This is a genomic window from Marinobacter sp. B-21, assembly GCF_056857895.1.
In genome coordinates, this window is the sequence record NZ_JBSXNZ010000089.1 from 23,721 (window position 1) to 49,203 (window position 25,483).

The following is a 25,483-nucleotide window of genomic DNA, read 5'->3' on the forward strand; positions in this document are numbered from 1 at the left end:
TGAAACCCATCAGAACAAGAGGGATGTCAGAACAGGAAGAATGCTTGGTATCAGAAGCTAAGCCAGCGCCAGCCAAAAGGTCCAGATGCCGAGCACAACCATTATGGCGCCGGTCCAGCGGGGCATGCGCCCCGCAAGGCGCGTAAGGTGTTCCAGCCAGCGACGGCCGCGAACGGTAAACACAATGAACAGCAGGGGTGCGGAAAACGCCAGCCCAAAAACCATCAAGGTCGAGGCTCCGAAGATGACAGCGCCGTCCGTTGCTCCCCGCGCAGCGGCGTCGCCGAGCAGCACCGCAAGCAGCGGGGCGGCACAGGCCGGCACATTCAAACCAAACACCACGCCCAATCCGGGACCGCCGGGGATACGGGTTATGCGTGGCAGAAAGCGGTTCACGAGCGCAAGAAACCAGGACGTACCACCACCCAGGTACAGCAGCCCGACCACCACATAAACACTCCCAAGCAGAGCCCAGAGGCTTTGCTGCAGTCCGGTGAAGGCGGTGCCAACGAATACGGCAACCACGCCGAGCACTGCCATCAACAAGGCTCGCGTCAGGGCAAAAAGCAGCGTGTGGGCAACCTTCATCCGCTGTGAAAACCCCTTGAGGTAGCGGATGAACAGTAAGTGACTGCCCACAGAACAGGGCTCAACGAAGGCCAGCAACCCAAGGCCGACGGCCAGTGGCAAGGCAACTGAAAACTCCAAGGGGTTTACTTCGTCTCCATGACGCTTGCCGAATAGCCCGCACCGCGCACAGCCTCTGCAAGCTGTTCGTCCGAAATTCGTGATTCGTCAACCGCCACCCGGGCCTCACCGCGTTCATGGGAGACAGAACACCCCTTGACACCTGTCTGCTGTTCGAGCACATGGCGGACAATTTCCTCGCACCCGTTGCAGTGCATGCCGCCGATTGAAAGCCTGATTGTCTGCATGTCTATCTCCTCACTCATTGTTGGCCCGCTGGCAGACCCCGCATTGTGTTCCAGCGCCTCAAAGATGGAACAGCATTGCAACGGCCCCTGCCCCGGACAACGGTCCACAAGTGCCGCAAGGCCTTGGCGGATTTGCCGCAACTGGTCAATTTTCTGGTCTACATCGTGGAGTTTTGTCATCGCCCGTCGCCGCACATCACTTGCGTCGGCATGGTCACTGTCGGCATCACGCAGCGCAAGCAGCTCGGCGATCTCACGCAGGGAGAAACCAAGCTCTTGCGCACGGCGAATAAAATGCAGTCGGCGCACCGTGGCGTCCGAATAAACCCGATAGCCACTTTCCCTGGGACGTGGCGGCTGTTCAATGAGCTTGCGCCGTTCGTAAAAACGAATTGTCTCGACCCCGACACCCACCACATCAGCCACTTTGCCAATGGTCATTTCAGTCATGGCCGCACCTTCGCGATTCCTGAGTTCAGATTAACGTCCGTACTGTGGTACGGGGTCAAGGTTCTTAAGGCGAGGGCCAGACAGACCCGCGATCACTACTCAAAAAAAGCCAGCGTGCGCACTTCTATACTTTCCCGTGGCGGCATCCAGCACCGCCAGCGAACAGGTTTATGGCCACTTCCCCTACGGATTTCAAAATTCGCCGTGGGTGGGGTCGTCAGTTATAGTTGCCCTTTACTTCCCTTTACGCCGCCCAACACGATAGCTGCTTCACATCCTTGGTGAAGGTCTGGGCACAGAGCTTCAAGCCTTCCACCATAGTGAGACAGGGAAACAGCCCGTCGCCAATTTTCTGCACTGTCGGGCACTCGCATCGTGTATGGCCGGGAGGCGTTAGGCAACGCTCGCAATATAGCTCCGTCGCTGATCCGTGTGTTAGTGTCAGGAGAGGTGTTGTGTCGAAGGAGGCTCTCCATGGATATTGTTGACGGCTTCGCCGGCGCGGTGGGTAATACGCCGCTCATCCGGTTGCGCGGATTTTCCGAAGAGACCGGCTGTGAGATCCTCGGCAAGGCGGAGTTCATGAACCCGGGTGGTTCAGTAAAGGACCGCGCCGCCCTCTCCATCCTGCGCGTCGCCGAGGAGCGTGGTGAGCTTCGCCCGGGCGGCACGGTGGTCGAAGGCACCGCCGGCAACACCGGCATAGGCCTGGCCCACTTGTGCAACGCCCGTGGCTACCGCTGTGTTATCGTCATCCCCGAGACCCAGTCGCGGGAAAAAATTGACCTGTTGCGTACTCTCGGCGCCGAGGTGCATACCGTCCCGGCGAGACCTTACAAGGATCCCGACAACTACCAGAAGGTGGCCCGGCGCATGGCCGGGGAAATGGACAACGCCATCTGGGCCAACCAATTCGACAACACCGCCAATCGCGACGCTCACTACGCCACTACCGGCCCCGAGGTGTGGACCCAGACCAATGGCAGCGTGGACACCTTCGTCGCCGCCACTGGCACCGGCGGTACCCTCGCCGGTGTGGCCCGCTATCTCAAGGAGCGCTCCGGGCGGGTGCGCATTGTGCTCGCCGACCCGAGCGGCAGCGCCCTCTACCATTACGTCCGTACCGGTACCCTGGAGGTCATGGGCGATGGCTCTATCACCGAGGGCATCGGCACCAGCCGCGTCACTGCCAATCTTGAGGGCACACCCATCGACGATGCCTGTCTCATTGAGGACCAGGAAGCGGTGACTTGTGTCTATCGGCTGCTGCGCGAGGAGGGCTTGTTCCTCGGCAGCTCGTCGGGTATCAACGTGGCTGCGGCCGTCCGTGTCGCCCGCGAGCTCGGGCCCGGGCATACCATCGTTACCGTCCTCTGCGACGGCGGCGGACGCTACTACTCGCGGCTGTTCAACCCGCAGTGGCTGCAACAGAAGGGGTTGCAGCCTGGCTGAATGCTACGCGGCAGGCCCTGCCCCGGCCGGCGCTGTCGGTGACGCAACCTCTGTTACTCTGAAATCCGGGCATTTTGCGAGGCAATCTATTTTTCGAAGATCAGCGCGTCCGGGCTGGCTCCCAGTTCCTCAAGCGCAGCCATAATGCCCTTGTTGAACGGACTTGGTCCGCACACGTAGAAAGCCTGGCCGAAATCCTCGATGTGTGATTTCAAAAAAGTCTTGTCGATAACGCCATTCAGAAAAATATGATCACCGGTCGGTTTCTCCTGGGTGATAACGTTCATGAAACGGTCACCCAGAATCGTCTCGAACTCCACTTTCAGGATAATGTCCCGCTCGGTCTTGTTGGAGAAAATCAGCCGGTTGTTTCCGGTCTCGCCCCTGCGATGCAGGTCGCGAAGAATGGCAATAAATGGCGTCACGCCCGCACCGCCGGCCAGGAACACGCCCTCGCCCTTGTATTCGATGGTGCCCCACGGGTCGCCGATGATCAGCCTATCGCCCACGCCAAGCTGTCCAATCTGATCGGTCACGCCCTCGTGGTCCGGGTAGGTTTTGATGACGAACTCCAGCCAGGGATCCGTGCTGAGCGAGGTGAAGGTGAACGGTCGTTTCTCATCCGTCCAGCCCTCACGATCAACGGCCACCTCTGTGGCCTGCCCGGGCGTAAAGGTGTACCCCTCGGGCTTTTCAAGCCGAATCTGCCTGACGTCGTGAGTAACCTCTCGAATATCCTGAATTTCCAGTGTATGACTCATAGCTCCCCTTATACTTTCGGTTTGGGCCGAATTACGCCGTCACTCGGCGTGAACCTTTTGGCCGCCTGGCGTGACCAGGTACCATTCCGCCCCAAAGCCGTTGATATCCTGGCCCCTGGTATCGCCGGGTGCCTTGTCCTTGATGAAGTAGTAAAGCGGCCATCCATCGTAGGTCACCTGCATCGTACCGTCCCGGCGCTCGAGGGTGCCGAGAGCATCGGCGTCAACACCTTTACCCGCCCAGGGTTCGCCACTCGTAGTATAAGGCGGCCATGCATTAGCGCAGGCATCGTAACAAGTGCTTTTGCCGGCTTCGTCGGCCTCAAAGAGGTAGAGGCTTCTGCCTTCACTATCAGTCAGGTAGGCGCCGAAAGGCGATTTTTCGGCCACGGTGGCCCTGGCAGGCTCTGCAGCATTGGCTGCGGGAAGTCCGGCTACCAGAGCCGTCAGGAAGAGCAGAGCGTTCATCGGCATGTTCATGGGATGTCTCCTATGAGTCCGTGATATTCGTGAGTGTCAGCGATTACTACGGAATCTCACCCTTTAAAGATAGAACCCGTCCGCAGGCCGGTCAACGCGTTGCCACCCTCTCTGTCCCGGGGTTACGATCTGCAATGCCACCGTTCGAAAGATGAAACAGCTCAACCCCTAAACGCATTTTATTGTGAAACCGATAAACGATTTAAGCCCCGAGCGAAATCCCAGTTTACTTCCAAGCTTTACATCCAGACCATTGTCAAAAGAACCAAGACCGAAGCTCGGTGTGATTAACCAGTGTTCGGTCCAGCGCGTACTGAAGCGGTACTCCAGTTTGAGGCTGGTGCTACCTCTCAGAATCTTGTTCTCTGATCCCCTCATGCAATGACTCAATGAGCGGACAGTTGATATTGCCTTGTTGAGCGTGGCATCGGTCGACCATTTCCCCAAGCACTCTCTCAATTTTTTCCAGTCTGCCGATCTTCTCTCGCACGTCTCTCAGCTTATGCTCGGCCAGGGCACTGGCCTCCTGGCAGTGGGTGCCGTCTTCAAGCCGGAGCAGGTCGCTTATCTCGTCGAGACTGAAGCCCAACTGCTGCGCCGATTTCACGAACGTCAATCGGTCTATATCAGCATCACCATAGCGCCGAATACCTCCCGGAGGACGTTCGGGTTCCGGTAATAACCCTCGCCGCTGGTAATAACGGATCGTCTCAATATGAACGCTTGCTGCCCTGGCGAGGCCACCGATGGTTATTGAACCTGTTTTATCCGACATGCGCGCTGACTCCGTAGCTGACTACGGATGTAACCTTATCCCAGCGAATAAAATCATGAAAGGTGCAGGCGTTATGTCGGATGCGAAATCGGGGCTTGGTCCACTGGTTGCCGCTTTGCTCGCGTCGGCCTGCTGTCTTGGATCTCCTGTATTGATCACTCTGGGCGTTTCCGGCGCCTGGATCGGTAGCCTGACCGCCCTGGAGCCCTCGAAAATGGGCGAGGTGCGCTTTGAGCGTGAGGTGAATACCTGTTTTAACCCTGGCGGAGGAGAAGCCATACCCTTGCGCACTGCCGCTTATATCCAGGGTGCCCAGAAGTATTAGACCACTTCACCCCGACTCTTACCTGTGATAGAAAGGCAAGCAACTTTGAGCGAGAAAAGTGGGGAAAAGTATTTCAGGGATCGGTAGCCCTGCTAAAATTAAACTCTGTACTCTAAGTAGATTGCACCCAGGACAGATGATTAAACGTAATCGTTGGCTTTTAGTGGTTCCGCTGTTCCTCATGCTTTGGGGGCAGTTTACCTATGCCTGCGAGACCATGGAAATGCCGCCCCAGCCGGTTTGCTGTTGTGAAGACGGCATGGCGGGCTGCGACAAGGAAGCGCCTTCCCCCTCGGAGGATGGTTGCGAACATGTTGGCTCGACCACGTCGTCAGCGTCCTGCTGTGAAGTCGAGCACCAGTCCGCATTCGAAGACGCTGCTCCTGCCTCGTCAAGCGCCGATCAGGTATTAACGTGGGTGGGTATGGTCGCCTTGCTGTACTGGCCCCACCTGGATTCGCTGTTTACCCTGTCTCCAGCGACCTCTCCCCCTGCCCCGGGCTGGCTCCTTGCCCAGGCCGAAAGTGGTCGTACCGTCTATTTCTCTACCCTTCGTCTGCGTATCTGATTAATCCGCCCGAGTTGTCATGAACTCTGGCTTTCCCTGTTGGGAAGCCGAGGATTTTTCGTTATGCCGATTGAGGGTATTTCCCATGCGCAACCGAATTGGTGGCCTGATGGCCATGGTGGTGCTTATCGTACCGCTGAAGGGCATCGCTGCGCCGTCGTTACAACAAAACAATCAATCCTTGCAGGATGTGAAGGCGCTGACCGCCGAACAACTAGTGGTCGCAGTACTGACCCGGAACCCGGGCCTTCAAGGACTGACAGCCGCTGCCAAGGCGGCGAACTACCGTATTGAGCCCGCCGGCGCTCTGGACGACCCCATGCTGACCTATGCCGGGGCTCCGAAAACTGTCGGCGGACCCCGTGGCTTCCAAGAACGAGTGGAGTTGAGTCAGAGTCTCCCCTGGCCGGGCAAACTCGGGCTTCGGGAAGACGCGGCTCGCGCCCGGGCCGAGGGTGCCAAACAATCTCTGGCGGACGGCCGGCTGGCCCTGATGGCGGCCGCCAAGAGCCTGTTCGCCGAGTGGGCATATATTCATCGTACCCTGCAAATCAAACACGCCCACAGGGATCTGCTCGCCGAGTTGCGCCGCGTCGCCGAAACCCGGTACGCGGCGGGGCGAGCCCGCCAGCAGGATGTGCTGCAGGCGGATGTGGAAGCGGCCCTTATCGACACCGGCATCGTCACTCATCAGCGGCGCCAGCGGGAAGTCCAGGCGATGATCAACGGCTTGCTGAACCGTCCTCCCCAAAGCCGGCTGCCGCCGCCAGCGCCACTGCCCACACCGGCCGAACCACCGTCGTTGCTGGCGTTGCAAAAGGCGGCCCTGGAGGAGCACCCGGAACTGCGCCGGATCCAGGCGCGTATTGACGAGGCAAGGGCCCGGCACGGCTTAGCGGAGAAGGACTATTTCCCCGATTTCAAGTTGTCCGCCGGTTACAACAGCCTGTGGGATGACGCCGACAAACGCTGGACGGTGGGCCTTAGTATCAACCTGCCCTTCGATCTATCCGGCAAGCGCAGTGCCACTCGGAATGCGACCTTGACCGATGTCATGCGCTACCGGTGGCAATTGACGGATCGCGAGGCGCAACTGCTGGCGCAACTGGAACAGGGGCGGGCGCAGGTACAGGAGACCCGGGACATCATGGCCATCAACCGGCAGCGGCTGCTGCCCCTCGCCGAGGAGAGCCTCAATGCCGCCGTGGCCGATTACCGAGCGGGGCAGGGCAGTTTCCTCGCGGTCATCGATGCCGAGCGGCAACAACTGCGTACTGAGGACAACTTGGCCCGCACCCATGCCGATTATCTTCGAGCTCTGGCGACCTTGGAGCAGACGGCTGGCCGGCTCCTGGCCAATGACAGTTCGCACTCAACCCAGATTAATCAGGCACCGACGGATACCGTCGGTCAGCGCCTCGAGCAAGAGTAACTGGCATGACTCAACGCACCACATTTATTTCGCTGTTTGTTATCGGGTTGCTGGTAGGTATCGCTGGCATATTGGGCCTTCAGTGGCTCTCCGGTGAGGATGCCACCACTGCCGCTCCCGCTGAGGGGCCGCCCCTCAGCGCCTCCTACCGAAGCGGTCCCTTTCAATTGGGTATCGATATTGAGCCGGACACACCCCGGGTAGGTATAAACGACCTGACCCTGGCATTGCTGGATGGCTCAGGTGAGCGGGTCAGTGGCGCTGCCATCAAGGCCGTGGCGGAAATGCCCGCCATGGGCACCATGCCCGCCATGCAGGCCCCGGCCGATATGCAGGAAATCGAACCCGGTCTCTATCGGGGGACTTTCGAGCCATTAATGGAAGGCAGTTGGCCACTCACGTTGCAGATCAGCAAGGAGGGTGTTGGCTCCGCACGTGCCAACTTCGATCTGGCCACGGGCCGAAAGGGGCTGCAGCCGGCCAGTGGCGTGACTGCCCTGACACAAGGGGCAGGCGGCGCCCGAACCGACGGTGGCGACATGGCCGAAGAGGCACCGCCGGGTATGGTGACCCTTGACAATCGCCGCCGCCAGTTGATCGGTGTCAAGACCGCCGAGGCGCAAGCCATGACCATGACGCGGACCATCCGCGCGGAAGGGCGGATCGCCTACGACGAGACCCGCCTGGCAGACGTCAGCCTCAAGTTCGATGCCTGGATTGGCGAGCTCTATGCCGATTATGTGGGGGTTCACGTCGCCAAGGGCGAACCGCTATTCACGGTGTACGGCCCCGAACTGCTGGCCACCCAGCAGGAATACCTGGAGCTGAAGCGCCGTGGCAGTGCCTCTAGAACCCTGGTGGCTGCCGCTCGCAAGCGGCTCGAGCTCTGGGACATGACCGCCGGGGAAATCGCTAACCTGGAGAAACGGGGCGAGCCCTTCGACTATGTCGCCATGCACGCGCCGATCAGCGGCACCGTGGTGGCCAAGAACGTGGTGGAAGGTACCGCCCACAAGGCAGGCATGACATTGCTGCGCATCGCCGACCTGTCACAGGTCTGGGTGGAAGCCGATATCTACGAGGGCGAACTGCCGCTGCTAACGGAGGGAATGCCGGTGACGGTGACCCTGCCTTACCTGCCCGGGGAAGCGTTCGAGGGCCGGGTCGACTACGTCTATCCCTATCTGGACGGTGCCAGCCGCACCGGGCGGGTGCGTCTTACCGTCGCCAATCCCGAAGGCCGTCTCAAGCCCGACATGTACGCCGAAGTGAAGCTCAAGGCCGACCTAGGTCGACGCGTGGCGGTGCCGGAAGCAGCCGTCATTATCGCTGGTGAATTGCGGGTGGTATTCGAGGATCTGGGCGAAGGCCGGCTCGCGCCGCGCAAGGTGCAAACCGGGCAGCGGGCCGGCGGTTTTATCGAAATCATCGAGGGTATCGAGGCCGGCGACCGGGTGGTCACCTCCGGTAACTTCCTCATTGCCTCGGAAAGCCGACTCAAAGCGGGGATGGAACAATGGTAGATAACGATCAAAGGCACCCCCCAGCTCACCCCCCAGCCGAAGGGCAGGCCATCGGCTGGCTGCAGCGAACTATTGGCTATTGCGCCCGCAACCCCCTGATTACCCTGGTGGCGGTGCTCGCTCTGACCTTCGGCGGCTGGCAGGCGCTGATGCGTGCCCCCCTGGATGCCATACCCGACCTGTCCGATGTGCAGGTGATCGTCTTCACCGACTGGCCCGGGCGCAGTCCGGATCTGGTGGAGGATCAAATCACCTATCCATTGACCACCACACTGTTGGCGGCACCGGGAGTCAACTACGTACGCGGTCAGAGCTTTTTCGGCTTGTCTTTCGTTTACGTCATCTTCGACGACGGGGTGGACATGTACTGGGCCCGTTCCCGGGTGCTGGAGTACCTGAACAGTGCTGTCGCCGACTTGCCGGATGGGGTCAATCCTACCCTGGGTCCGGACGCCACCGGCGTCGGTTGGGTTTACCAGTATGCCCTGCGGGACACTTCCGGCAAGAACAGCTTGGCCGATCTGCGCTCGCTGCAGGATTTCAATCTGCGCTATGCCCTGGAGGCGGTGGAAGGCGTGGCCGAGGTGGCCTCCATTGGCGGCTTCCAGCGGGAATACCAGATCAGTCTCGACCCGAACAAACTCGCCTCTTACAACATCCCTCTCAAACGGGTAGCCGAGGCGGTGGGCGACTCCAACCAGGATGTAGGCGGACGCATCCTGGAGGTGGCGGGTCACGAGCAGTTTATCCGCGGCCGGGGCTATGTGAAGTCTGTGGCGGACCTGGAGAAGGTGGTGCTGAAAACCACCTCGGCCGGCGTCCCGGTTACCGTGAAAAATGTCGGCCATGTGGCCCTGGGGCCCGCCATGCAGCGGGGCCAGGCGGAACTGGACGGCGAGGGCGTGGCCGTGGGTGGTATCGTGGTGATGCGCTACGGTGAAAACGCCCTGGATGTGATCAACAAGGTCAAGCAACGGCTGGCGGATATCAAACCGGGGTTGCCCGAGGGGGTGGAGATCGTACCGGTCTACGACCGCTCGACCCTGATCAAGGACGCCATCGACACCCTGGCTAAAACCCTGATCGAAGAGATGCTCATCGTCTCCCTGATTATCGGCATCTTCCTGTTGCACGTGCGCTCTACCCTAGTGGCGGTGATCACCCTGCCCGTGGCGGTGCTGATGGCATTTATCCCGATGTATTTTCAGGGGTTGACGGCAAATATCATGTCCCTGGGCGGGATCGCCGTGGCCATCGGCGCCATGGTGGATGCCGCCATCGTCATCATCGACAACATCCACAAACGGCTGCATCGCTGGCAGAGTCCCGACGCCGATCAGGAGGAACAGGCCAAGTCCCGGCGGGACGTGATTATCGAGGCCATGCAGCAGGTGGGGCCCAGCATCTTTTTCTCGCTGGCGATCATCACCATTTCCTTTATGCCGGTATTCGTCCTGGAGGGCACGGAAGGGCGGCTGTTCAAACCGCTGGCGTTCACCAAGACCTACTCCATGGCTTTTGCGGCGCTGTTGTCCATCACCCTGGTGCCGGCCCTGGCGGTATGGCTGATCCGCGGCAAAATCCGCGCCGATCACAGCAAGTTGAACCAGTGGCTGGTGGCCGCCTACCGGCCGGTGGTCGCCTTTGCGGTGCGTTTTCGTTGGGCGGTGGCCGGAGCAGCCGTGCTGGTATTGCTGTTAACCGTCATACCCTTCCGGCAATTGGGCAACGAGTTTATGCCGCCCCTCAACGAGGGTTCGATTCTGTTTATGCCCACGGCCCTGCCGGGCATGTCCATTACCGAGGCGACCCAGACCATGCAGACCATGGACCGGATCATTGCCGATATCCCCGAAGTGGAGCATGTCTTCGGTAAGGTGGGCCGCTCCACCAGCGCCACAGATCCCGCACCCCTGTCCATGGTGGAAACGGTGATCACCCTGAAACCTAAAAACCAGTGGCGCGAGGGGATGACCTGGGACGGGCTGATTCAGGAGATGGACGGGAAACTGAAGTTTCCGGGTATGCCCAATATCTTCTGGATGCCGATCCAGACCCGCACCGAGATGCTTGCCACCGGTATTCGCTCGGCCCTGGGCATCAAGGTCTTTGGTGCCGACCTTGCCACCATCGAGGAAACCGGCATTGCCATCGAGAATGCGCTACAGCAGGATGAGCGCACGGCTCCCTTTACCCGCAGTGCCTTCGCCGAGCGCAGCACCGGTGGCTATTTTCTGGACTTTACCGTTGATCGAGCGGCGGCCGCACGCTTCGGGCTGAACGTTGGCGACGTGGAGCGGGTGATTATGGCGGCCATGGGCGGTACCGTCGTATCACAAACTGTGGAAGGTCGGGAACGCTACAACATTCTGGTGCGCTACGCCCGGGATTACCGCGATAATGTCGAGGCATTGGAGCGGGTGTTGGTGCCCACTCCCACCGGTGCGCAAATTCCCATCACTCAAGTGGCAGATATCGAGTTCCGCACCGGTCCGCCGGCGATACGCAGCGAGGATGGCCTGCTCGTGGGCTTTGTCTTTGTCGACGTCACAAGCGATATCGGCATTGCCGATTATGTCGAACGGGCGAAGCAGGTCGTCGCCGACGAGGTCACGGTGCCGGACGGCTACCGACTGGCCTGGGCCGGACAGTTCCAGTATTTCGAGCGGGCCAAAGCCAAGCTGCAGTTACTGGTGCCAGCCACGCTGTTTTTGATCTTCTTCATGCTGTTCATGCACCGGGGCTCCCTCACCGAGACCCTGGTGGTGATGCTGAGCGTGCCTTTCTCGTTGAGCGGCGCTGTCTGGCTATTGTGGTGGCTGGGTTTCAAGCTCAGCGTCGCCGTCTGGGTGGGTATGATCGCCGTGGCGGGCCTCGCCGTGGAGCTGGGTCTGCTGATGATGGTGTACCTGGATATCGCCTGGCGTGATCGCGAAGTGGAGCGCCGACTCAATACCGGCGGGGACATGGCGGAAGTGATTCAGAGCGGTGCAGGCCAGCGCATCCGTCCAATGCTGATGACTGGGGTGGCCCTGTTTATGGGGCTGATACCGATTTTGCTGTCAAGCGGCACAGGCGCGGATGTGATGCAGCGCATCGCCGCGCCGATGGTCGGCGGCGTGATTTCTGCCCTCCTGATAGTGCTGGTGGTGTACCCGGCAATCTTCATGCTATGGCGGGGGCGCGGCCTGCCCAAGGGAGCACCGACACCACCACCGGAAACTTAAATGCGTAATCGCCGCGCCGGTACCGATCCGTACTTTCGGCACCGGGCGGCGGTACTTCCGGGTCTCATACCCGCTTTACTTGGAGATTAGATCCCGTTCTGGAAAGGCTATGTGCTAGCTTTTTACCCAACCCCTCCATGCAATGCCGCAATGAGCGGGCAGGTAATATTGCCTTTTTGGGCGTGGCATCGGTCAACCATTTCGCCCAGCACCTCTTCAATTTTCTCCAGCCTGTCGATCTTCGCTCGCACGTCCCGCAACTTGTTTTCGGCGAGCGCACTGGCTTCCTGGCAGTGGGCGCCATCTTCAAGCCGAAGCAGATCGCTGATCTGGTCCAGACTGAAGCCCAACTGCTGCGCCGTTTTCACGAACGTCAACCTGTCGATGTCGGCGGGACCATAACGCCGAATCCCGCCGGGAGGGCGTTGGGGCTCCGGTAACAGGCCGCGCCGCTGATAATAGCGAATGGTCTCGACGTGCACGCCCGCCGCCCTGGCCAGGCCACCGATGGTTATTGAACCCGTTTTATCAAACATGCGTGTTGACTCCGTAGCTGACTACGGATGTAACCTTATCCCAGCGAATAAAGTCATGAAAGGTGCAAGCGTTATGTCGGATGCGAAATCGGGGCGTGGCCCACTGATTGCCGGAGGCGTTGCCGCTTTGCTCGCGTCGGCCTGCTGCCTTGGGCCTCTTGTATTGATCACTCTGGGCGTTTCCGGCGCCTGGATCGGTAACCTGACCGCCCTGGAGCCCTACCGCCCGCTTTTCATTGGCGCGGCACTGGTAGCCATGTTCTTTGCCTGGCGCCGAATCTATCGGCCAGCGGAACAGTGCCAGCCGGGAGACATCTGCGCCGTACCCCGGGTGCGAACCGCCTATAAGGTGATCTTCTGGGGGGTGGCGGCACTGGTACTGGTTGCTCTGGTGTTCCCTTATGTCCTGCCTCTGTTCTACTGAAAAGGAGATTGTCCCATGAGAATGCGCCTTGTTCTGACGTTGCTCATCGCCGTGCTCAGCATGCCTGCTTCAGCCGCCATGCAGACTGTCACGCTCTCGGTATCTGGTATGACCTGTTCCGCGTGTCCGATCACTGTCAAGCTAGCATTGAATAAGGTGGACGGTGTTTCGCAAGTTGACGTGCGCTACCCGGATCGTACGGCCGTGGTTACCTTCGACGACACGCTAACGTCCGTGGACGCGTTGACCGAAGCCACGGCCAACGCCGGGTACCCCTCCACCCTGAAGCCCTCGAAAATGGATAAGGAATTCCCCGAATGAGTAACGACCTGCCTATTGCCGTGATCGGCAGCGGCGGGGCGGCCATGGCGGCCGCTCTGAAAGCGGCCGAGCGCGGTGCCCGCATCACCCTGATCGAGCGCGGCACCATCGGTGGCACCTGCGTCAATATCGGCTGTGTGCCCTCGAAGATCATGATTCGCGCCGCGCACATCGCGCAGCTGCGCAGGGAGAGTCCCTTTGATCTGGGGGTGAGTGCCCAGCCACCGGTGGTGGACCGGGCGAAACTGCTCCGGCAACAGCAGGCACGTGTCGAGGAACTGCGTGACACCAAGTACGCAAGCATACTGCGCGACCACCCGGCCATCACGGTCCTGCGCGGTGAGGCCCGGTTTGTCGATGCCAGTAACCTGGTGGTTAAGCTGAACGAGGGCGGGGAGCAGACTGTCCCTTTTGATCGCGCCTTTATCGGCACGGGCGCCCGGCCGGCGGAACCGCCGCTGCCGGGGCTGGCCGATACGCCTTACCTGACTTCCACCAGTGCGCTGGCACTGGACAGCGTCCCCGAACGGCTGATCGTGATCGGTGCCGGGTTTGTCGCCCTGGAACTGGCCCAGGCGTTCTCGAGATTGGGCAGCAGAGTCACGGTACTGGCCCGTAGTCATTTGGTCTCCAGCGAAGACCCGGCAATAGGTAAAGCCATTGAAGCGGCGTTTCAACGAGAAGGTATTGACGTGCTCAATCAGAGCCAGGCCAGCCATGTGGACTACACTGACAACGAGTTCGTGCTAAACACCGAAGCCGGGACATTGCGGGCCGATCAACTGCTGGTGGCCACCGGACGAACACCCAACACCGAGGCTCTTGGTCTCGACGGCATCGGCGTTGAAACCGCGAGGGGTGGGATTCTGGTGGATGAGCACCTGCAAACCACGTTACCGGGCATTTATGCCGCCGGTGACTGCACCGATCAGCCAGAGTTTGTCTATGTCGCCGCCGCCGGGGGCACCCGCGCCGCCATCAACATGACGGGAGGCGAGGCAACCCTGGACCTCAGCGCCATGCCGGGAGTGATGTTCACCGACCCTCAGGTCGCCACCGTTGGCCTGACGGAAGCCGAGGCACTCCAACACGGCTTCAACGTGGACACCCGCGTGCTCGATCTGGAGAACGTGCCGCGTGCGTTGGTGAATTTCGACACTCATGGCTTTATCAAGATGGTCGCCGACCGCGATTCAGGGCGCTTGCTGGGTGTACAGGCGGTAGCCGGGGAGGCCAGTGAACTGATTCAGACGGCAGTGATGGCGCTACGGTCACGCCTGACCGTGCAGGAAATCGGCGATGAGCTGTTTCCCTACCTGACCATGGTGGAAGGCCTGAAGCTCTGTGCCCAGACTTTCACCAAAGATGTGAGCCAACTGTCGTGTTGCGCAGGATAAGTACTGGCGACCATCAGCCAGCGTGTCAGAACCTCATCAGTCTCGTGTTGACGGGCACGGCGCCCCACAGGGCGCACAAGCCGTTTGATCCCGCTGCATCAGGGCCGTTTCCACGTTGCCCCGACCGGAATTGAATGCAAACGTCGGGCTGTTCAGGTGATCGGCCATAATCAGTACCAGAATGATCCCGAGCATACCCAGAATGCGGGTACGGCTATACGGTCTTTCCATTACGCCCTCCCGCATCAGTTAGGCAGCCGGAACCAGGGCCGCAGGCGAATGCCGATCAGCGAACCGGCGAAGGCGCAGGCAAACCAGATCCAGGCGTGCAGGCTGGCCGAGGCAATGCCGGAAAACAGCGCCCCGATGTTGCAGCCAAAACCCAGCCGGGCGCCATAACCCAGCAGCAAACCACCGACTACGGCGGCCAGGAACTGACGACTTTCCGGCCGGTTGCGACTGGCTTCATTAAAGCGATTGGCCAGGCCCGCCGCCAGCATGGCGCCGAGCAGCAACCCGAAGTTCATGACCGAGGGAATGTTGGTCAGCACCGAATCCTTCAGGGCCATGGCGGGGTAATCCCAGGTCCAGAACTCGAACTGGGACATGTTCACGCCCACCACCTCCAGGGCTTTGGCACCCCAGACATTGAACGCGAAGGTAATGCTCCAGGGGGCGCCACCGATGGCCAGGGTCAGTGCGTTACCGGCCGCCAGGATCAGGATCGCCCAGGTAAACGGCCAGCGACCGCTGAGCAGGGTTCGGAACACCCCGTGACCCTGGCTTTTCCAGAGCAGTTCGTCCCGTTCGATGGCGCCGTGGGCCTTGCGTTCAATGCGGTTGACCCACCAGGCAATCAGCCCCAGCCCGACAAACTGCACCAGGATAGCACCGACGACACCGAAGCTGCCGACCAGCGGCACCGGATCGAAACCCGGCCGGTCCAGCCACCAGGGCAGATGAATGGAGCCCAACACGGTACCGGCAATAAAGAACACCAGCGTGACTACCATACGAATATTGCCGGCGCCGACGTTGAACAGGGTGCCGGAGCCGCATCCACCACCCAGCTGCATGCCCATCCCGAACAGGAAAGAGCCCACCACCAGGGAAGTACCCACCGGTGCGATTGCCCCCACCAGACCGGCCTGCCCGCTGTGGAGCATGGGCACCATGATCAGAGAAGTCACTCCGAACAGCAGTAACTGTGCGCGCATGCCGGCGCCGCGCTTCTTAACCACCAGATTGCGCCAACCGGCGGTAAAACCGAAGGCACCGTGGTACAGGGCCATACCCAGCACGGTGCCCACCACGAACAGCGCCACCATGAACGGAGCGATTTCCAGCCAGATCAGCCCGCCCAGCAGGGCAAAGCCAGCCAGCGCTGTGGATACGATAAAACGGTCCACCTGCCACCCGGGCTGCTGAAGCCCGGACTGGAGAACTGCAGAATCTGCCATTTGATCACTCAACTAAACGGCTCAGTTAAACAGGTCCAGGAGTTTACCAAGTCCCTTCCTGGCTACCTGCATCGGGCGACTGCTGTCCTGGGACCACTCCGCCATGGAACCATCATAAAGCGCAACCTCCTGGAAACCCGCCAGTTCGCTCAACACGAACCAGTCCGTGGCTGCCCAGTGGCCGGTGTTGCAAAAGGCGATTGTCCGGGCCTGAGGATCCAGCTCAGCGCTGTTAACCTTCTCGGTGATGACGTCCCGATTCAGATAGAACACCTGGTTTTCCTGGTTGATAAAAGAGTGGTGGGGCAGGCTCTTTGATCCGGGAATCGTGCCGGCTACCTTGGCGGCCGGGGACTTGGTTTCGCCCCGAAAATAGTCCACAGGGCGGGCATCCACCAGCTGAGCCTGGGTCTCCCGGGCGGCCTGGACCTCGTCCAGACTGGCGATCAGGTGATCCTGAAGCTCAGCGTCGAATTGCGTCACCGGCAGGCGCGCACCGTCACCCTCGGTAACCTGGTATCCTGCGGCTTTCCAGCCGGCAAAGCCGCCATTAAGGATGGTCACGGCCTCGTGCCCCAGCACCTTGAAGGTCCAGTATACCCGGGCGGCACTGCCGAAGTCGGTCGAGCCGGTGCCGGCCGGAACCAGGACCACCGTATTACCGTTGGCAATCCCCAGGCTACCAATCAGACGCTCCAGAGAGCGGACCGGGGGCATCAAACCGGCCACACCGTCCCGGGTTTCCCGCCAGCCATCGTTGGTGTAACTGCTGTAAACAGAGCCGGCAATATGACTTTCCTGGAAGCTGCTCCGATCACCGCCGTTATCAATGCCAGAGCGGACATCCAGCACCACCAGCTGTTTCTGGTCCAGGTGCTCATTCAGCCATTGGGCATCGACCAGGGCAGGCAATCCTGGTTCTGCACCGTAGGACAGCCCGCTAAGCAGCAACAGGACAAGCACTGTCGTTAAACGATTCATCGAACCACCTCCAAGTCGGAGTTCATTTTTGAACGATCATTATGAATCTTTACATCCGTTATGCATAGGCGCCCAAATATTCTTTTTTGGTCTATGAAAATGGAGAATATTTCCATTAATAAAGGCGCCTTCTCTGTAACAGACGACGCGGACAGCAGCCAGTGTCTATGAAGTTACGGCAACAGCGCACCTGGAGTTGCTGCCACCATCGCACTTGCCATGGGCGGTCAGGCAGACCGTATCAATGAAGCCAGGAGCTATCCGACCAAAGCCGTTGACACGGTGGCACATGTAAAGGTCTCGGCACGGTAATCAAACACATCAACCATCAGCGGCGGGGGCCATCCCCGCCGCTTTTTTCCCTGACTACGCCAGCCTCGGCTGTTCACATCATTCGAATCCGGTCAGCCCAACATTAGCGGGCCGATTGAGGGACCAGTCGTAGTCGATGTAATCCAGTTCCGCCGTCCTGGCCACGTGTTCGGCTACCGAGTCGCTGGCCCAGCGACGAATAAAGGCCCGAACCGAGCCCTCCGCCTCGACAAAATCCTCCTTGTACCACTTGAACAGTTCGGTGCCATACAGGGTGTCGCCGGTCACCCGAAGGTGATGTTGGGTATTGAAGGCTCGGCGGGTATTTTCTTCCAGCAGGCCCTCGAGATTGGCAGCGGTATAGATCTGATCCCGCAATGGCGGGCAGCCCACAGAAGCACAGTTCACGGCGAAGTGAATGCGGGAATCCTTCCAACCCCGGGATTGATAGCCTTCACCCAGCAACACGCCTTTTTCGATCTCATTCAGGCTGAAGCGCTCACCACCAATCACAAAGCTCTCCCGTTCAAAGACGCTGTCAACAAACGGGTTCACCCGGCCACCGTAATCCCAGACGGATGAGACGAGATAGCCGTCAGGCCGCTCGGTAAGAATCTGTTCAAGCATGAAAAAATTGTAGGCATTAATCCAAAATGCGACGGACTCTTGCCTAGCCTCAAGGGCTCCGGTGTTGAATTCCGACAAAGCCTTGCGCTGGCGCTCCAGCGTCGACACCAGGTCTGTATCCGCCAATGCGGCCTGGTAATCAAAAGCGGAGACCAGCCCGTCACCGGGCAATGTCCGTTCAATGAGATAGCTGGACAACAGTCGCTGGTATGGCTTGTACAGGCCGGAATTGATATCCGCCCATACCAGTCCGGGCATCAGGACCAGTGCAACAAAACCGGACGCCAATCGATAACCACGCATAATCACTCCCAAGTCAGTCTTCAGTATTACTTCAGAACCGTAGTTACAGACCAAGACAGTCGCGTTCTGTTACAACGGTAAGCCTGACTTCAGACCTCAGTATCCAGGTGCAGGAAACGGGACAGCCGGGAGTGGGGGCGTCGTCTGAGGTACAGCGGCAGGGTACTCATGACCACCAGGATAGTGGCTGCGGCTATCACCGTAAGTATTGGATTGAGCTCAAAGCTGTGGCCCAGCCCGGCAAACACGAAGGTCATGGGCAGCATGCCCACGGCGGTCGCCAGCGCATAGCGCCATAGGTGGATGGAGGTAACCCCGGCGGCATAGCTGATGAGGGCAAAGGAAAACAATGGGATAAGCCGCGTCAGAAATACCGCAATGAAGAGAAAGCGCTGGGACCCGCGGGCCGAAAATACCGGGTTGTGATCCAGCTTGCGCTGGATGGCTTCCCGCCCGAGTACCCGCGCCAGATAAAACGCGATGATCGAGCCAGCCAGGGCTCCCGTAACGGCAATGGCGGTGCCGGTAAACATGCCATAAACCAGTCCGGCGGCGGCACTGATTGGCAATGTGGGAATCGGCCCGACAACCACCGCAAGTATCATCATCAGCATCAGGAGCACAGGGCCAAGGAGCCCCTGCTGGGCCAGCCAGTCGGAGAGTGCCGAGGGAGCAAGGCTGGCGGGCATGCTCAGTTGTTGGAGCAACAGCCAGATGGCGGCCATCAGCAAGACCACGATCGCCAGAAACGAGAGACGGAAAAGCCACGGTGAATGGTTCATCGGGCTATTCTAGCCGGCTTGAGGGATCGGGGGAGGGAAAAATGGCTTGGCCGTGCGGATTAGTCTGCACGGCCTGACGAACGTTTACTGGTCCTTGCTCCATGCAAATTTCTTGAACGGCTCATCCACCGGCGTCTCAGCAATGTGGTTGATATAGTTACTCATAACCTTCTGGGACAAGGTCATAATCACTTCCAGTACCTGGCGGTTGCCATAGCCTGCTTCAAAGAAAGCAGCCAGATCTTCCTCGCTGACGTTGCCCTGCTTGCGCATGACCGCGAGGGTAAAGTTGCGCAGTGCTTCGAGCTTGTCACTGGGAAGCGGAGTCTCGTCACGCAGCGCGTTAACAATGTCATCTGAGACTTTCATCATCTTTGCGATACCCGTGTGCGCCGGCACGCAATAGTGGCAGGCATTTTCGACGTTGATGGTCTGCCAGACCACAGTTGTCTCGTCGTTGTTGAAGCTGTTGTCCAGAACCAGCTGGTGCAGCTTCTGGTAGGCCTCCAGTACCTGTGGCGATTCCGCCATCACTGCATGCAGTCCGGGGATCATGCCGGAATTCTTCCGGGAATTTTCCAGGAAGGGCTTGGCGCCTTCCGGAGCGGATTCGATATCGTGCAATTTGAAATCAGCCATACTCAATCTCCTTTTTTGAACGAATGCTCAACAACCACGATGTTAGTAGTTGTTGATAGAACATTCAAGAAAAGAAACAGAACCACCCAGGGGCAGGGATTCCCAAACATATCCGGACGATGCCACCCTCGCAAAGGGCGGTGACGGGGAGGTGACAGACAAGCGACAGTTAAGTGACCGGGATCAGGCTTCCTGGGGCTCCGCCAGTCGTTTAACCGCCAGCCGGGACACCGGGGACAGCTCGAGCCCGTCAGATTCCGCGTAGGCGATGATCTGCTGCTTCATGCTTCGGGCCCAGAATTTCTTGATGTGGGTTGCCACCACCTCGGCGGCCTGATCTTCATCGCCGTGGTGAAGGTTGTTGATACTGATCTGGTTGATCATTTTGATCAGGTTCTGGAGCTGTTGGTCGCTCATTCTCGCATCTCCTCAGAGGGTTACTCGTCACCACGGACGTAAATAACGTGCCGGCCCGGGCGGGCAAAGCCTATCAGGGTCATGCCGGCCTTGCGGGCCTCCCGGATGGCCAGTGCGGTGGCCGCCGAAACGGCAATCAGGCTGCTGACGCCGACGGTGGCGCTTTTCTGCACCATCTCGTAACTGGCCCGGCTGGAAATCAGTACAAAACCGTCGTCAAAGGCCCTGGCACCATGGTCGCGAATGCGCGCTCCAATCAGCTTGTCCAGGGCATTGTGCCGGCCGACATCTTCCCGGGCCTGCTGTATCCGGCCCTGGTTATCACACCAGGCAGCACCGTGCGTGGCTCCGGTCTTTTCCTGCAAGGGCTGGTAAGTCGGGAGATTACGCAGGGCTCGTTGCACCGCTTTGTCAACCGGTGCCGGGCGCGCCGGTACCCTGGGGATGGCCCGGATGGCATGGGCCAGGGATTCGGTGCCGCACAGCCCGCAGCCAGTTCGTCCGGCCATGTTCCGGCGCTGTTCACGCAACCGGGCGAAGCAGTCGCCGGCAATGTGCATCTCCAGGGAAATACCCTGTTCACTGACCACAGCATACAGATGGAACAGCTGCTCCGGGCGGTCCAGAATGCCCTCGGTCAGACTGAAGCCAAAGGCAAAGTCCTCCAAATCGCAGGGTGAGGCCATCATCACGGCGTGAGAAACGCCATTGTACACCATCGCCACGGGCACCTCTTCAGCGACCAGATCCCGGCAAGGCGCACCTTCAATACCGCCGCGCACCTCCACCGGGGTCTCACAGGCCACCAAAACATCCTTGGGAGCATCGAGGCCTGTGACTGCCATGGCAGCGGCGCCCGGATTACTTGAGGGCCGAAGCATCGGATGGCTCCGTCTGGCTGGCCGAGGGCGCCAGCAACTGGTGCTGGCGCTGGTCAAACTGCTCAAAGTGGCGCTGCCAGGCCGACGGCTGGCTGACTTTCTCCACCTGCACCGCGGTGACCTTGTATTCCGGACAGTTGGTGGCCCAGTCCGAGCTGTCGGTGGTGATCACGTTGGCGCCACTGCCGGGATGGTGGAAGGTGGTCCAGACCACGCCCGGCAACATGCGGTCGCTGATCCGCGCCCGCAGAACCGTCTGGCCCACACGGCTGGAAATACCCAGCCAGTCGCCTTCCCGGATACCGCGCAGTTCGGCGTCGCTGGGATGGATTTCCAGCACATCCTCGTCGTGCCACTGGCTGTTCGCGGTGCGGCGGGTCTGGGCGCCGACGTTGTACTGGCTCAGGATGCGGCCGGTGGTCAGCAGCAGCGGGAACTTGCGATTGGATTTCTCCTCGCTGGCGACATACTCGGTAACCGCAAACCTGCCCTTGCCGATCGGGAAATCCAGGGTGTGCATGGTCGGGGTGCCTTCCGGATGCTCCTCGTCGCACGGCCACTGGATGCTGCCCAGTTTCTCCAGTTTGTCGTAACTGACGCCGGCAAAGGTGGGCGTCAGCCGGGCGATCTCATCCATGATCTCGGACGGATGCTTGTAGTCCATGGGGTAACCGAGTGCATTGGACAAAGCCATGGTCACTTCCCAGTCTTCCATGCCTGCCACCGGTGCCATTACCTTGCGCACCCGGTTGATGCGGCGCTCGGCGTTGGTGAAGGTGCCGTTTTTCTCCAGAAAAGTGGCGCCTGGCAACAGCACGTGCGCGTGCTTGGCGGTTTCATTCAGGAAGATGTCCTGCACGATCAGGCAATCCAGGGCGCTGAGTGCCGCTTCCACATGCTGGGTGTTGGGATCGGACTGGGCAATGTCCTCGCCCTGAACGTACAAGGCCTTGAAGCTGCCGGCGATGGCCGCATCGAACATGTTGGGAATCCGCAGGCCGGGTTCGTCGTCAATCGCCACGCCCCAGACCTCCTGGAACCGGGCCCGCACCGCCGGGTCGCCCACATGCTGGTAGCCGGGCAATTCGTGGGGGAAGGAGCCCATATCGCAGGAACCCTGAACGTTGTTCTGGCCCCGCAGCGGGTTCACGCCAACACCTTCACGGCCAATGTTGCCGGTGGCCATGGCCAGGTTGGCAATGCCCATCACCATGGTCGAGCCCTGGCTGTGCTCGGTGACGCCCAACCCGTAATAGATGGCACTGTTTCCGGCCTCGCCATAGGCACGGGCGGCCTGGCGTACCCGCTCGGCCGGTACGCCGGTGACCGCCTCCACGGCTTCCGGCGAATGGCGTTCCTCCGCTATGAATTCCCGCCAGTCGTGGTACTGCTTCGGCTCACAACGGCTCTCGATAAACGCCGTGTTTTCCAGGCCCTCGGTGACAATCACATGGGCCAGGGCATTGACCATGGCCACGTTAGTACCCGGGCGCAGGGGCAGGTGAATGCCTGTACTGCCGTGGGGCGTTTTCAGCAGGTCGATGCGGCGCGGATCAATGACGATCAGCTTGGCGCCCTGGCGCAAACGCCGGCGCATCTGGGAGGCGAACACCGGGTGGGCGTCGGTGGGGTTGGCTCCGATCACCACGATGGTGTCGGCTTTCATGACCGAATCAAACGTCTGGGTGCCGGCGGATTCACCCATAGTGGTTTTCAGGCCAAACCCGGTCGGTGAGTGACAGACCCGGGCACAGGTGTCGGTGTTGTTGTTGCCGAAGGCAGCCCGGACCAGCTTCTGCACCAGGTAGGTTTCCTCGTTGGTGCAGCGGGAGGAGGTGATGCCACCGATACTTTCCCGGCCGTATCTGGCCTGGGTGGCCTTGAGTTTTTTCGCCGCAAACCCGATGGCGTCGCCCCAGGACACCACTTGCCAGGGATCGTTGATGGAGTCCCGGATCATCGGCTCCCTGATACGGTCCTTGTGGGTGGCGTAGCCAAAGGCAAAGCGCCCTTTCACGCAGGAATGGCCATGGTTAGCCTCGCCGCCCTTGTAGGGAACCATGCGCACCAGCTGGCCGCCTTTCATTTCGGCCTTGAACGAACAACCGACACCGCAATAGGCACAGGTGGTGACCACGCTGTGCCCGGGCTGGCCGGCGTCGATCACGCTCTTTTCCATCAGCGTAGCGGTGGGGCAGGCCTGGACGCAGGCGCCGCAGGATACGCATTCGGAATCCATGAACGGGTCATTCTGGCCGGCGGACACCCTGGAGTCGAAGCCACGGCCGTCGATGGTCAGGGCAAAGGTGCCCTGCACTTCCTCGCAGGCGCGTACGCAACGGGAGCAGACGATGCACTTGCCGGGGTCGAAGCTGAAGTAGGGGTTGGAGTCGTCCACTTCCGCATCCAGATGGTTTTCACCCTCGAAACCATAGCGCACTTCCCGCAGGCCCACGGCACCGGCGACATCCTGAAGTTCGCAGTTGCCATTGGCCGGGCAGGTAAGGCAGTCCAGTGGGTGATCGGAGATATACAGCTCCATGACGTTGCGGCGAAGCTTCGCCAGTTTGCCGTTCTGGGTAGTGACCGCCATGCCTTCGGTAACCGGCGTGGTGCAGGACGCCGGATAGCCGCGACGACCCTCGATTGCCACCGCGCACAGGCGACAGGAGCCGAAGGCTTCCAGGTTGTCGGAGGCACACAGCTTTGGAATGTTAATCCCGGCCAGGGCGGCGGCCCGCAATACGGACGTGCCTTCCGGTACGCTGATGTCGGTGCCATCAATGGACAGGCTGACCAGGGTTGCGGAGGTGCTCGGCGGCGTGCCGTAATCCATGTCCGGATTCAGGCCGCGGGTACCGGGGTCGCTCTTGTTCGGGTCGTAATAGTGCAACATTGTTATTGCCTCCACTCGCGTCGGTCAGGCCGTCAGGTCGTCCGGGAAATGTTTCATCACACTCTGCACCGGGAAGGGTGTCATACCGCCCATGGCGCAGAGGGAACCATCAACCATGGTCTCGCACAGATCTTCCAGCAGCGCCAGGTTAGCCTCCCGGTTCTCGCCGGCGCGGATGCGATCGATCACTTCCACTCCCCGTACCGAACCGATCCGGCAGGGCGTGCATTTGCCGCAGGACTCCACGGTGCAAAACTCCATGGCAAAACGGGCCTGCGCCCCCATATCCACGGTGTCGTCAAACACCACCACACCACCGTGGCCAATACCCGCACCGAGCTTGGCGAAGGCTTCGTAATCCATCGGTGTGTCCCACTGGCTCTCGGGCATATACGCCATCAGGGGTCCGCCCACCTGGACGGCTTTCATGGGCCGACCGGTGAAGGTGCCACCGCCAAAGTCTTCCAGGATTTGCTTCAGGCTGACGCCGAAGGCCAGTTCGATCAGGCCGCCCTGGCGGATATTGCCCGCCAGCTGGATCGGCAGCGTGCCCCGGGATTTGCCCATGCCGTAGTCGGCGTAGGCCTGGCCGCCCTGATCGAGAATGAACGGCACCGCCGCGAACGACAGCACGTTGTTCACCACCGTGGGCTGGCCAAACAGCCCCTTGATGGCGGGCAGGGGCGGCTTGGCGCGCACCAGTCCCCGCTTGCCTTCCAGGCTTTCCAGCAGCGACGTCTCCTCCCCACAAATGTAGGCGCCCGCCGCCAGTCGCACTTCCAGGTGGAAAGTACGACCACTGCCCCGGACATCCTCGCCCAGATAGCCGGCCGCCTCGGCGCGGCGGATAGCTTCGTCCAGCATGCGATGCGCCACCGGGTATTCCGAGCGCAGGTAGATATAGCCCCGGGTCGCACCGACGGCCAGCCCGGCAATGGTCATGCCTTCGATCAGCATGAACGGGTCGCACTCCATCACCAGCCGGTCGGCGAAGGTTCCGGAATCGCCCTCATCGGCATTGCAGACGATGTATTTTTGCTGCTGCCAGGGCTCATCATGAACTGTCTGCCACTTGATGCCGGTGGGGAACGCCGCACCACCCCGGCCACGCAGGCCCGAAGTTTTTACTTCATCCACAATCGCCTGGGGCGTCATGGCCACGGCCCTGCCCAGCCCCCCAAAACCACCATGGGCCCGATAATCATCAATAGACAGTGGATCGGTAATACCAATCCGTGAAAAGGTCAGGCGCTGCTGGCGTTTGAGGTAGGGCATATCCGCCACCGGGCCGAGAAACAGCGGGTGATCGGATTTGCCATCGAACAGGCCGGCATCCACCAGAGCCTGAACGTCGTCCGGTTCAATAGGGCCGTAACCGATCCTGCCCGTGGCGGTCCCGATTTCCACCAGCGGCTCGAGCCAGCACAATCCGCGGGAACCGTTTCGCACCAGTTCAATGTCCACGCCCCGGGCGCCGGCGTGATACTCGATCAGTCTTGCCACCTCGTCCGCGCCCATGGACAGGGCGGTGGTATCGCAGGGCACGAAGATTTTTGTCGCCATGATCAAGGCTCCTGTG

At 60.2% G+C, this 25,483-nt stretch carries 25 protein-coding genes and 1 pseudogene; 9 read left to right on the forward strand and 17 right to left on the reverse strand.

Annotated features, from left to right (window positions below; genetic code table 11):
• Window positions 1-57: 57 nt before the first annotated feature.
• Window positions 58-708, reverse strand: coding sequence for a cytochrome c biogenesis CcdA family protein (locus AC13C0_RS20065; protein WP_341580875.1), 651 nt, complete (start codon window positions 706-708; stop codon window positions 58-60).
• Between the two features lie 5 nt (window positions 709-713).
• Entirely contained in the window at window positions 714-1,385 is a 672-nt protein-coding gene (locus tag AC13C0_RS20070; RefSeq protein ID WP_341580876.1) for a MerR family DNA-binding protein, read from the reverse strand.
• A gap of 474 nt (window positions 1,386-1,859) precedes the next feature.
• Here AC13C0_RS20070 and AC13C0_RS20075 point away from each other — a divergent pair, with 474 nt between their 5' ends.
• The gene (locus AC13C0_RS20075) at window positions 1,860-2,837 is read left to right on the forward strand and encodes a cysteine synthase A (protein WP_341580877.1); all 978 of its coding nucleotides are present in this window, start codon (window positions 1,860-1,862) and stop codon (window positions 2,835-2,837) included.
• An 86-nt stretch (window positions 2,838-2,923) separates the two neighbouring features.
• Here the strand turns inward: AC13C0_RS20075 and AC13C0_RS20080 are convergent, their stop codons facing one another.
• The 4 genes from AC13C0_RS20080 to merR (AC13C0_RS20095) all read right to left on the reverse strand — a co-directional run bounded on the left by AC13C0_RS20080 (window position 2,924) and on the right by merR (AC13C0_RS20095) (window position 4,853).
• Window positions 2,924-3,598, reverse strand: coding sequence for an FAD-binding oxidoreductase (locus tag AC13C0_RS20080; protein ID WP_341580878.1), 675 nt, complete (start codon window positions 3,596-3,598; stop codon window positions 2,924-2,926).
• A gap of 39 nt (window positions 3,599-3,637) precedes the next feature.
• Window positions 3,638-4,078 (reverse strand): COG4315 family predicted lipoprotein, encoded by a 441-nt coding sequence (locus AC13C0_RS20085; RefSeq protein WP_341580879.1) that lies wholly within the window; start codon window positions 4,076-4,078, stop codon window positions 3,638-3,640.
• Between the two features lie 91 nt (window positions 4,079-4,169).
• Window positions 4,170-4,280 (reverse strand): acyloxyacyl hydrolase, encoded by a 111-nt coding sequence (locus AC13C0_RS20090; protein WP_482954931.1) that lies wholly within the window; start codon window positions 4,278-4,280, stop codon window positions 4,170-4,172.
• Window positions 4,281-4,421: 141 nt separating this feature from the next.
• Entirely contained in the window at window positions 4,422-4,853 is a 432-nt protein-coding gene (gene merR, locus AC13C0_RS20095) for an Hg(II)-responsive transcriptional regulator (RefSeq protein WP_341580880.1), read from the reverse strand.
• Between the two features lie 73 nt (window positions 4,854-4,926).
• On the opposite strand from merR (AC13C0_RS20095), the pseudogene AC13C0_RS20100 reads away from it, so the two are divergent.
• From AC13C0_RS20100 to AC13C0_RS20120, 5 genes and pseudogenes are all read left to right on the forward strand, one after another.
• Window positions 4,927-5,061 (forward strand): annotated as a pseudogene (locus tag AC13C0_RS20100) (mercuric transporter MerT family protein); the annotation flags it as partial.
• A gap of 253 nt (window positions 5,062-5,314) precedes the next feature.
• Window positions 5,315-5,746: a hypothetical protein gene (locus AC13C0_RS20105; protein WP_341580881.1), complete on the forward strand. Its 432-nt coding sequence runs from the start codon at window positions 5,315-5,317 to the stop codon at window positions 5,744-5,746.
• An 85-nt stretch (window positions 5,747-5,831) separates the two neighbouring features.
• Window positions 5,832-7,178 carry a TolC family protein gene (locus tag AC13C0_RS20110; protein ID WP_341580882.1) on the forward strand — a complete coding sequence of 449 codons (1,347 nt, stop codon included), beginning with the start codon at window positions 5,832-5,834 and terminating at the stop codon, window positions 7,176-7,178.
• A 5-nt stretch (window positions 7,179-7,183) separates the two neighbouring features.
• Window positions 7,184-8,701 carry an efflux RND transporter periplasmic adaptor subunit gene (locus AC13C0_RS20115; protein WP_341580883.1) on the forward strand — a complete coding sequence of 506 codons (1,518 nt, stop codon included), beginning with the start codon at window positions 7,184-7,186 and terminating at the stop codon, window positions 8,699-8,701.
• Window positions 8,695-11,928 carry an efflux RND transporter permease subunit gene (locus tag AC13C0_RS20120; protein WP_341580884.1) on the forward strand — a complete coding sequence of 1,078 codons (3,234 nt, stop codon included), beginning with the start codon at window positions 8,695-8,697 and terminating at the stop codon, window positions 11,926-11,928. Before AC13C0_RS20115 ends, AC13C0_RS20120 begins: the two co-directional genes overlap by 7 nt.
• 122 nt (window positions 11,929-12,050) lie before the next feature.
• Here the strand turns inward: AC13C0_RS20120 and merR (AC13C0_RS20125) are convergent, their stop codons facing one another.
• Window positions 12,051-12,464, reverse strand: a complete 414-nt coding sequence (merR, locus tag AC13C0_RS20125; protein WP_117618828.1) for an Hg(II)-responsive transcriptional regulator — start codon at window positions 12,462-12,464, stop codon at window positions 12,051-12,053.
• Window positions 12,465-12,537: 73 nt separating this feature from the next.
• On the opposite strand from merR (AC13C0_RS20125), the gene merT reads away from it, so the two are divergent.
• The 3 genes from merT to merA are packed head-to-tail and all read left to right on the forward strand — an operon-like array spanning window position 12,538 to window position 14,606.
• On the forward strand, window positions 12,538-12,888 hold the full coding sequence (gene merT, locus AC13C0_RS20130) for a mercuric ion transporter MerT (protein ID WP_117618829.1): 351 nt from the start codon (window positions 12,538-12,540) through the stop codon (window positions 12,886-12,888).
• A 15-nt stretch (window positions 12,889-12,903) separates the two neighbouring features.
• Window positions 12,904-13,209, forward strand: a complete 306-nt coding sequence (gene merP, locus AC13C0_RS20135) for a mercury resistance system periplasmic binding protein MerP (protein WP_117618830.1) — start codon at window positions 12,904-12,906, stop codon at window positions 13,207-13,209.
• Complete coding sequence (gene merA / locus AC13C0_RS20140) at window positions 13,206-14,606, forward strand: mercury(II) reductase (RefSeq protein WP_117618831.1); 1,401 nt, start codon at window positions 13,206-13,208, stop codon at window positions 14,604-14,606. The genes merP and merA overlap by 4 nt, the downstream gene beginning before the upstream one ends.
• Window positions 14,607-14,642: 36 nt before the next feature.
• Here the strand turns inward: merA and AC13C0_RS20145 are convergent, their stop codons facing one another.
• The 10 genes from AC13C0_RS20145 to AC13C0_RS20190 form a co-directional block, all read right to left on the reverse strand.
• Window positions 14,643-14,837 (reverse strand): hypothetical protein, encoded by a 195-nt coding sequence (locus tag AC13C0_RS20145; RefSeq protein ID WP_117620383.1) that lies wholly within the window; start codon window positions 14,835-14,837, stop codon window positions 14,643-14,645.
• A gap of 14 nt (window positions 14,838-14,851) precedes the next feature.
• A complete protein-coding gene (locus AC13C0_RS20150) occupies window positions 14,852-16,066 on the reverse strand; it encodes a YeeE/YedE family protein (protein WP_117618832.1) in 1,215 nt (404 codons plus the stop codon).
• A gap of 21 nt (window positions 16,067-16,087) precedes the next feature.
• A complete protein-coding gene (locus AC13C0_RS20155) occupies window positions 16,088-17,047 on the reverse strand; it encodes a sulfurtransferase (protein WP_341580885.1) in 960 nt (319 codons plus the stop codon).
• 390 nt (window positions 17,048-17,437) lie between these two features.
• Window positions 17,438-18,289 (reverse strand): DUF547 domain-containing protein, encoded by an 852-nt coding sequence (locus AC13C0_RS20160; protein ID WP_341580886.1) that lies wholly within the window; start codon window positions 18,287-18,289, stop codon window positions 17,438-17,440.
• 89 nt (window positions 18,290-18,378) lie between these two features.
• Complete coding sequence (locus AC13C0_RS20165; RefSeq protein ID WP_117618834.1) at window positions 18,379-19,071, reverse strand: TVP38/TMEM64 family protein; 693 nt, start codon at window positions 19,069-19,071, stop codon at window positions 18,379-18,381.
• An 84-nt stretch (window positions 19,072-19,155) separates the two neighbouring features.
• A complete protein-coding gene (locus AC13C0_RS20170; RefSeq protein WP_117618835.1) occupies window positions 19,156-19,710 on the reverse strand; it encodes a carboxymuconolactone decarboxylase family protein in 555 nt (184 codons plus the stop codon).
• 183 nt (window positions 19,711-19,893) lie between these two features.
• On the reverse strand, window positions 19,894-20,127 hold the full coding sequence (locus tag AC13C0_RS20175) for a formate dehydrogenase subunit delta (protein WP_117618836.1): 234 nt from the start codon (window positions 20,125-20,127) through the stop codon (window positions 19,894-19,896).
• A gap of 20 nt (window positions 20,128-20,147) precedes the next feature.
• A complete protein-coding gene (gene fdhD / locus AC13C0_RS20180) occupies window positions 20,148-21,008 on the reverse strand; it encodes a formate dehydrogenase accessory sulfurtransferase FdhD (RefSeq protein ID WP_117618837.1) in 861 nt (286 codons plus the stop codon).
• Complete coding sequence (gene fdhF / locus AC13C0_RS20185) at window positions 20,989-23,904, reverse strand: formate dehydrogenase subunit alpha (RefSeq protein ID WP_341580887.1); 2,916 nt, start codon at window positions 23,902-23,904, stop codon at window positions 20,989-20,991. The genes fdhD and fdhF overlap by 20 nt, the downstream gene beginning before the upstream one ends.
• A gap of 24 nt (window positions 23,905-23,928) precedes the next feature.
• Window positions 23,929-25,467: a formate dehydrogenase beta subunit gene (locus AC13C0_RS20190; RefSeq protein ID WP_117618839.1), complete on the reverse strand. Its 1,539-nt coding sequence runs from the start codon at window positions 25,465-25,467 to the stop codon at window positions 23,929-23,931.
• Window positions 25,468-25,483 lie beyond the last annotated feature (16 nt).

What these genes read in the sequence shown, in the direction of transcription:
- AC13C0_RS20070 (WP_341580876.1), bottom strand. Translation starts at nt 1,385, where the DNA reads ATGACTGAAATGACCATTGGCAAAGTGGCTGATGTGGTGGGTGTCGGG.
- AC13C0_RS20075 (WP_341580877.1), top strand. Translation starts at nt 1,860, where the DNA reads ATGGATATTGTTGACGGCTTCGCCGGCGCGGTGGGTAATACGCCGCTC.
- AC13C0_RS20080 (WP_341580878.1), bottom strand. Translation starts at nt 3,598, where the DNA reads ATGAGTCATACACTGGAAATTCAGGATATTCGAGAGGTTACTCACGAC.
- AC13C0_RS20085 (WP_341580879.1), bottom strand. Translation starts at nt 4,078, where the DNA reads ATGAACATGCCGATGAACGCTCTGCTCTTCCTGACGGCTCTGGTAGCC.
- merR (WP_341580880.1), bottom strand. Translation starts at nt 4,853, where the DNA reads ATGTCGGATAAAACAGGTTCAATAACCATCGGTGGCCTCGCCAGGGCA.
- AC13C0_RS20105 (WP_341580881.1), top strand. Translation starts at nt 5,315, where the DNA reads ATGATTAAACGTAATCGTTGGCTTTTAGTGGTTCCGCTGTTCCTCATG.
- AC13C0_RS20110 (WP_341580882.1), top strand. Translation starts at nt 5,832, where the DNA reads ATGCGCAACCGAATTGGTGGCCTGATGGCCATGGTGGTGCTTATCGTA.
- AC13C0_RS20115 (WP_341580883.1), top strand. Translation starts at nt 7,184, where the DNA reads ATGACTCAACGCACCACATTTATTTCGCTGTTTGTTATCGGGTTGCTG.
- AC13C0_RS20120 (WP_341580884.1), top strand. Translation starts at nt 8,695, where the DNA reads ATGGTAGATAACGATCAAAGGCACCCCCCAGCTCACCCCCCAGCCGAA.
- merR (WP_117618828.1), bottom strand. Translation starts at nt 12,464, where the DNA reads ATGTTTGATAAAACGGGTTCAATAACCATCGGTGGCCTGGCCAGGGCG.
- merT (WP_117618829.1), top strand. Translation starts at nt 12,538, where the DNA reads ATGTCGGATGCGAAATCGGGGCGTGGCCCACTGATTGCCGGAGGCGTT.
- merP (WP_117618830.1), top strand. Translation starts at nt 12,904, where the DNA reads ATGAGAATGCGCCTTGTTCTGACGTTGCTCATCGCCGTGCTCAGCATG.
- merA (WP_117618831.1), top strand. Translation starts at nt 13,206, where the DNA reads ATGAGTAACGACCTGCCTATTGCCGTGATCGGCAGCGGCGGGGCGGCC.
- AC13C0_RS20145 (WP_117620383.1), bottom strand. Translation starts at nt 14,837, where the DNA reads ATGGAAAGACCGTATAGCCGTACCCGCATTCTGGGTATGCTCGGGATC.
- AC13C0_RS20150 (WP_117618832.1), bottom strand. Translation starts at nt 16,066, where the DNA reads ATGGCAGATTCTGCAGTTCTCCAGTCCGGGCTTCAGCAGCCCGGGTGG.
- AC13C0_RS20155 (WP_341580885.1), bottom strand. Translation starts at nt 17,047, where the DNA reads ATGAATCGTTTAACGACAGTGCTTGTCCTGTTGCTGCTTAGCGGGCTG.
- AC13C0_RS20160 (WP_341580886.1), bottom strand. Translation starts at nt 18,289, where the DNA reads ATGCGTGGTTATCGATTGGCGTCCGGTTTTGTTGCACTGGTCCTGATG.
- AC13C0_RS20165 (WP_117618834.1), bottom strand. Translation starts at nt 19,071, where the DNA reads ATGAACCATTCACCGTGGCTTTTCCGTCTCTCGTTTCTGGCGATCGTG.
- AC13C0_RS20170 (WP_117618835.1), bottom strand. Translation starts at nt 19,710, where the DNA reads ATGGCTGATTTCAAATTGCACGATATCGAATCCGCTCCGGAAGGCGCC.
- AC13C0_RS20175 (WP_117618836.1), bottom strand. Translation starts at nt 20,127, where the DNA reads ATGAGCGACCAACAGCTCCAGAACCTGATCAAAATGATCAACCAGATC.
- fdhD (WP_117618837.1), bottom strand. Translation starts at nt 21,008, where the DNA reads ATGCTTCGGCCCTCAAGTAATCCGGGCGCCGCTGCCATGGCAGTCACA.
- fdhF (WP_341580887.1), bottom strand. Translation starts at nt 23,904, where the DNA reads ATGTTGCACTATTACGACCCGAACAAGAGCGACCCCGGTACCCGCGGC.
- AC13C0_RS20190 (WP_117618839.1), bottom strand. Translation starts at nt 25,467, where the DNA reads ATGGCGACAAAAATCTTCGTGCCCTGCGATACCACCGCCCTGTCCATG.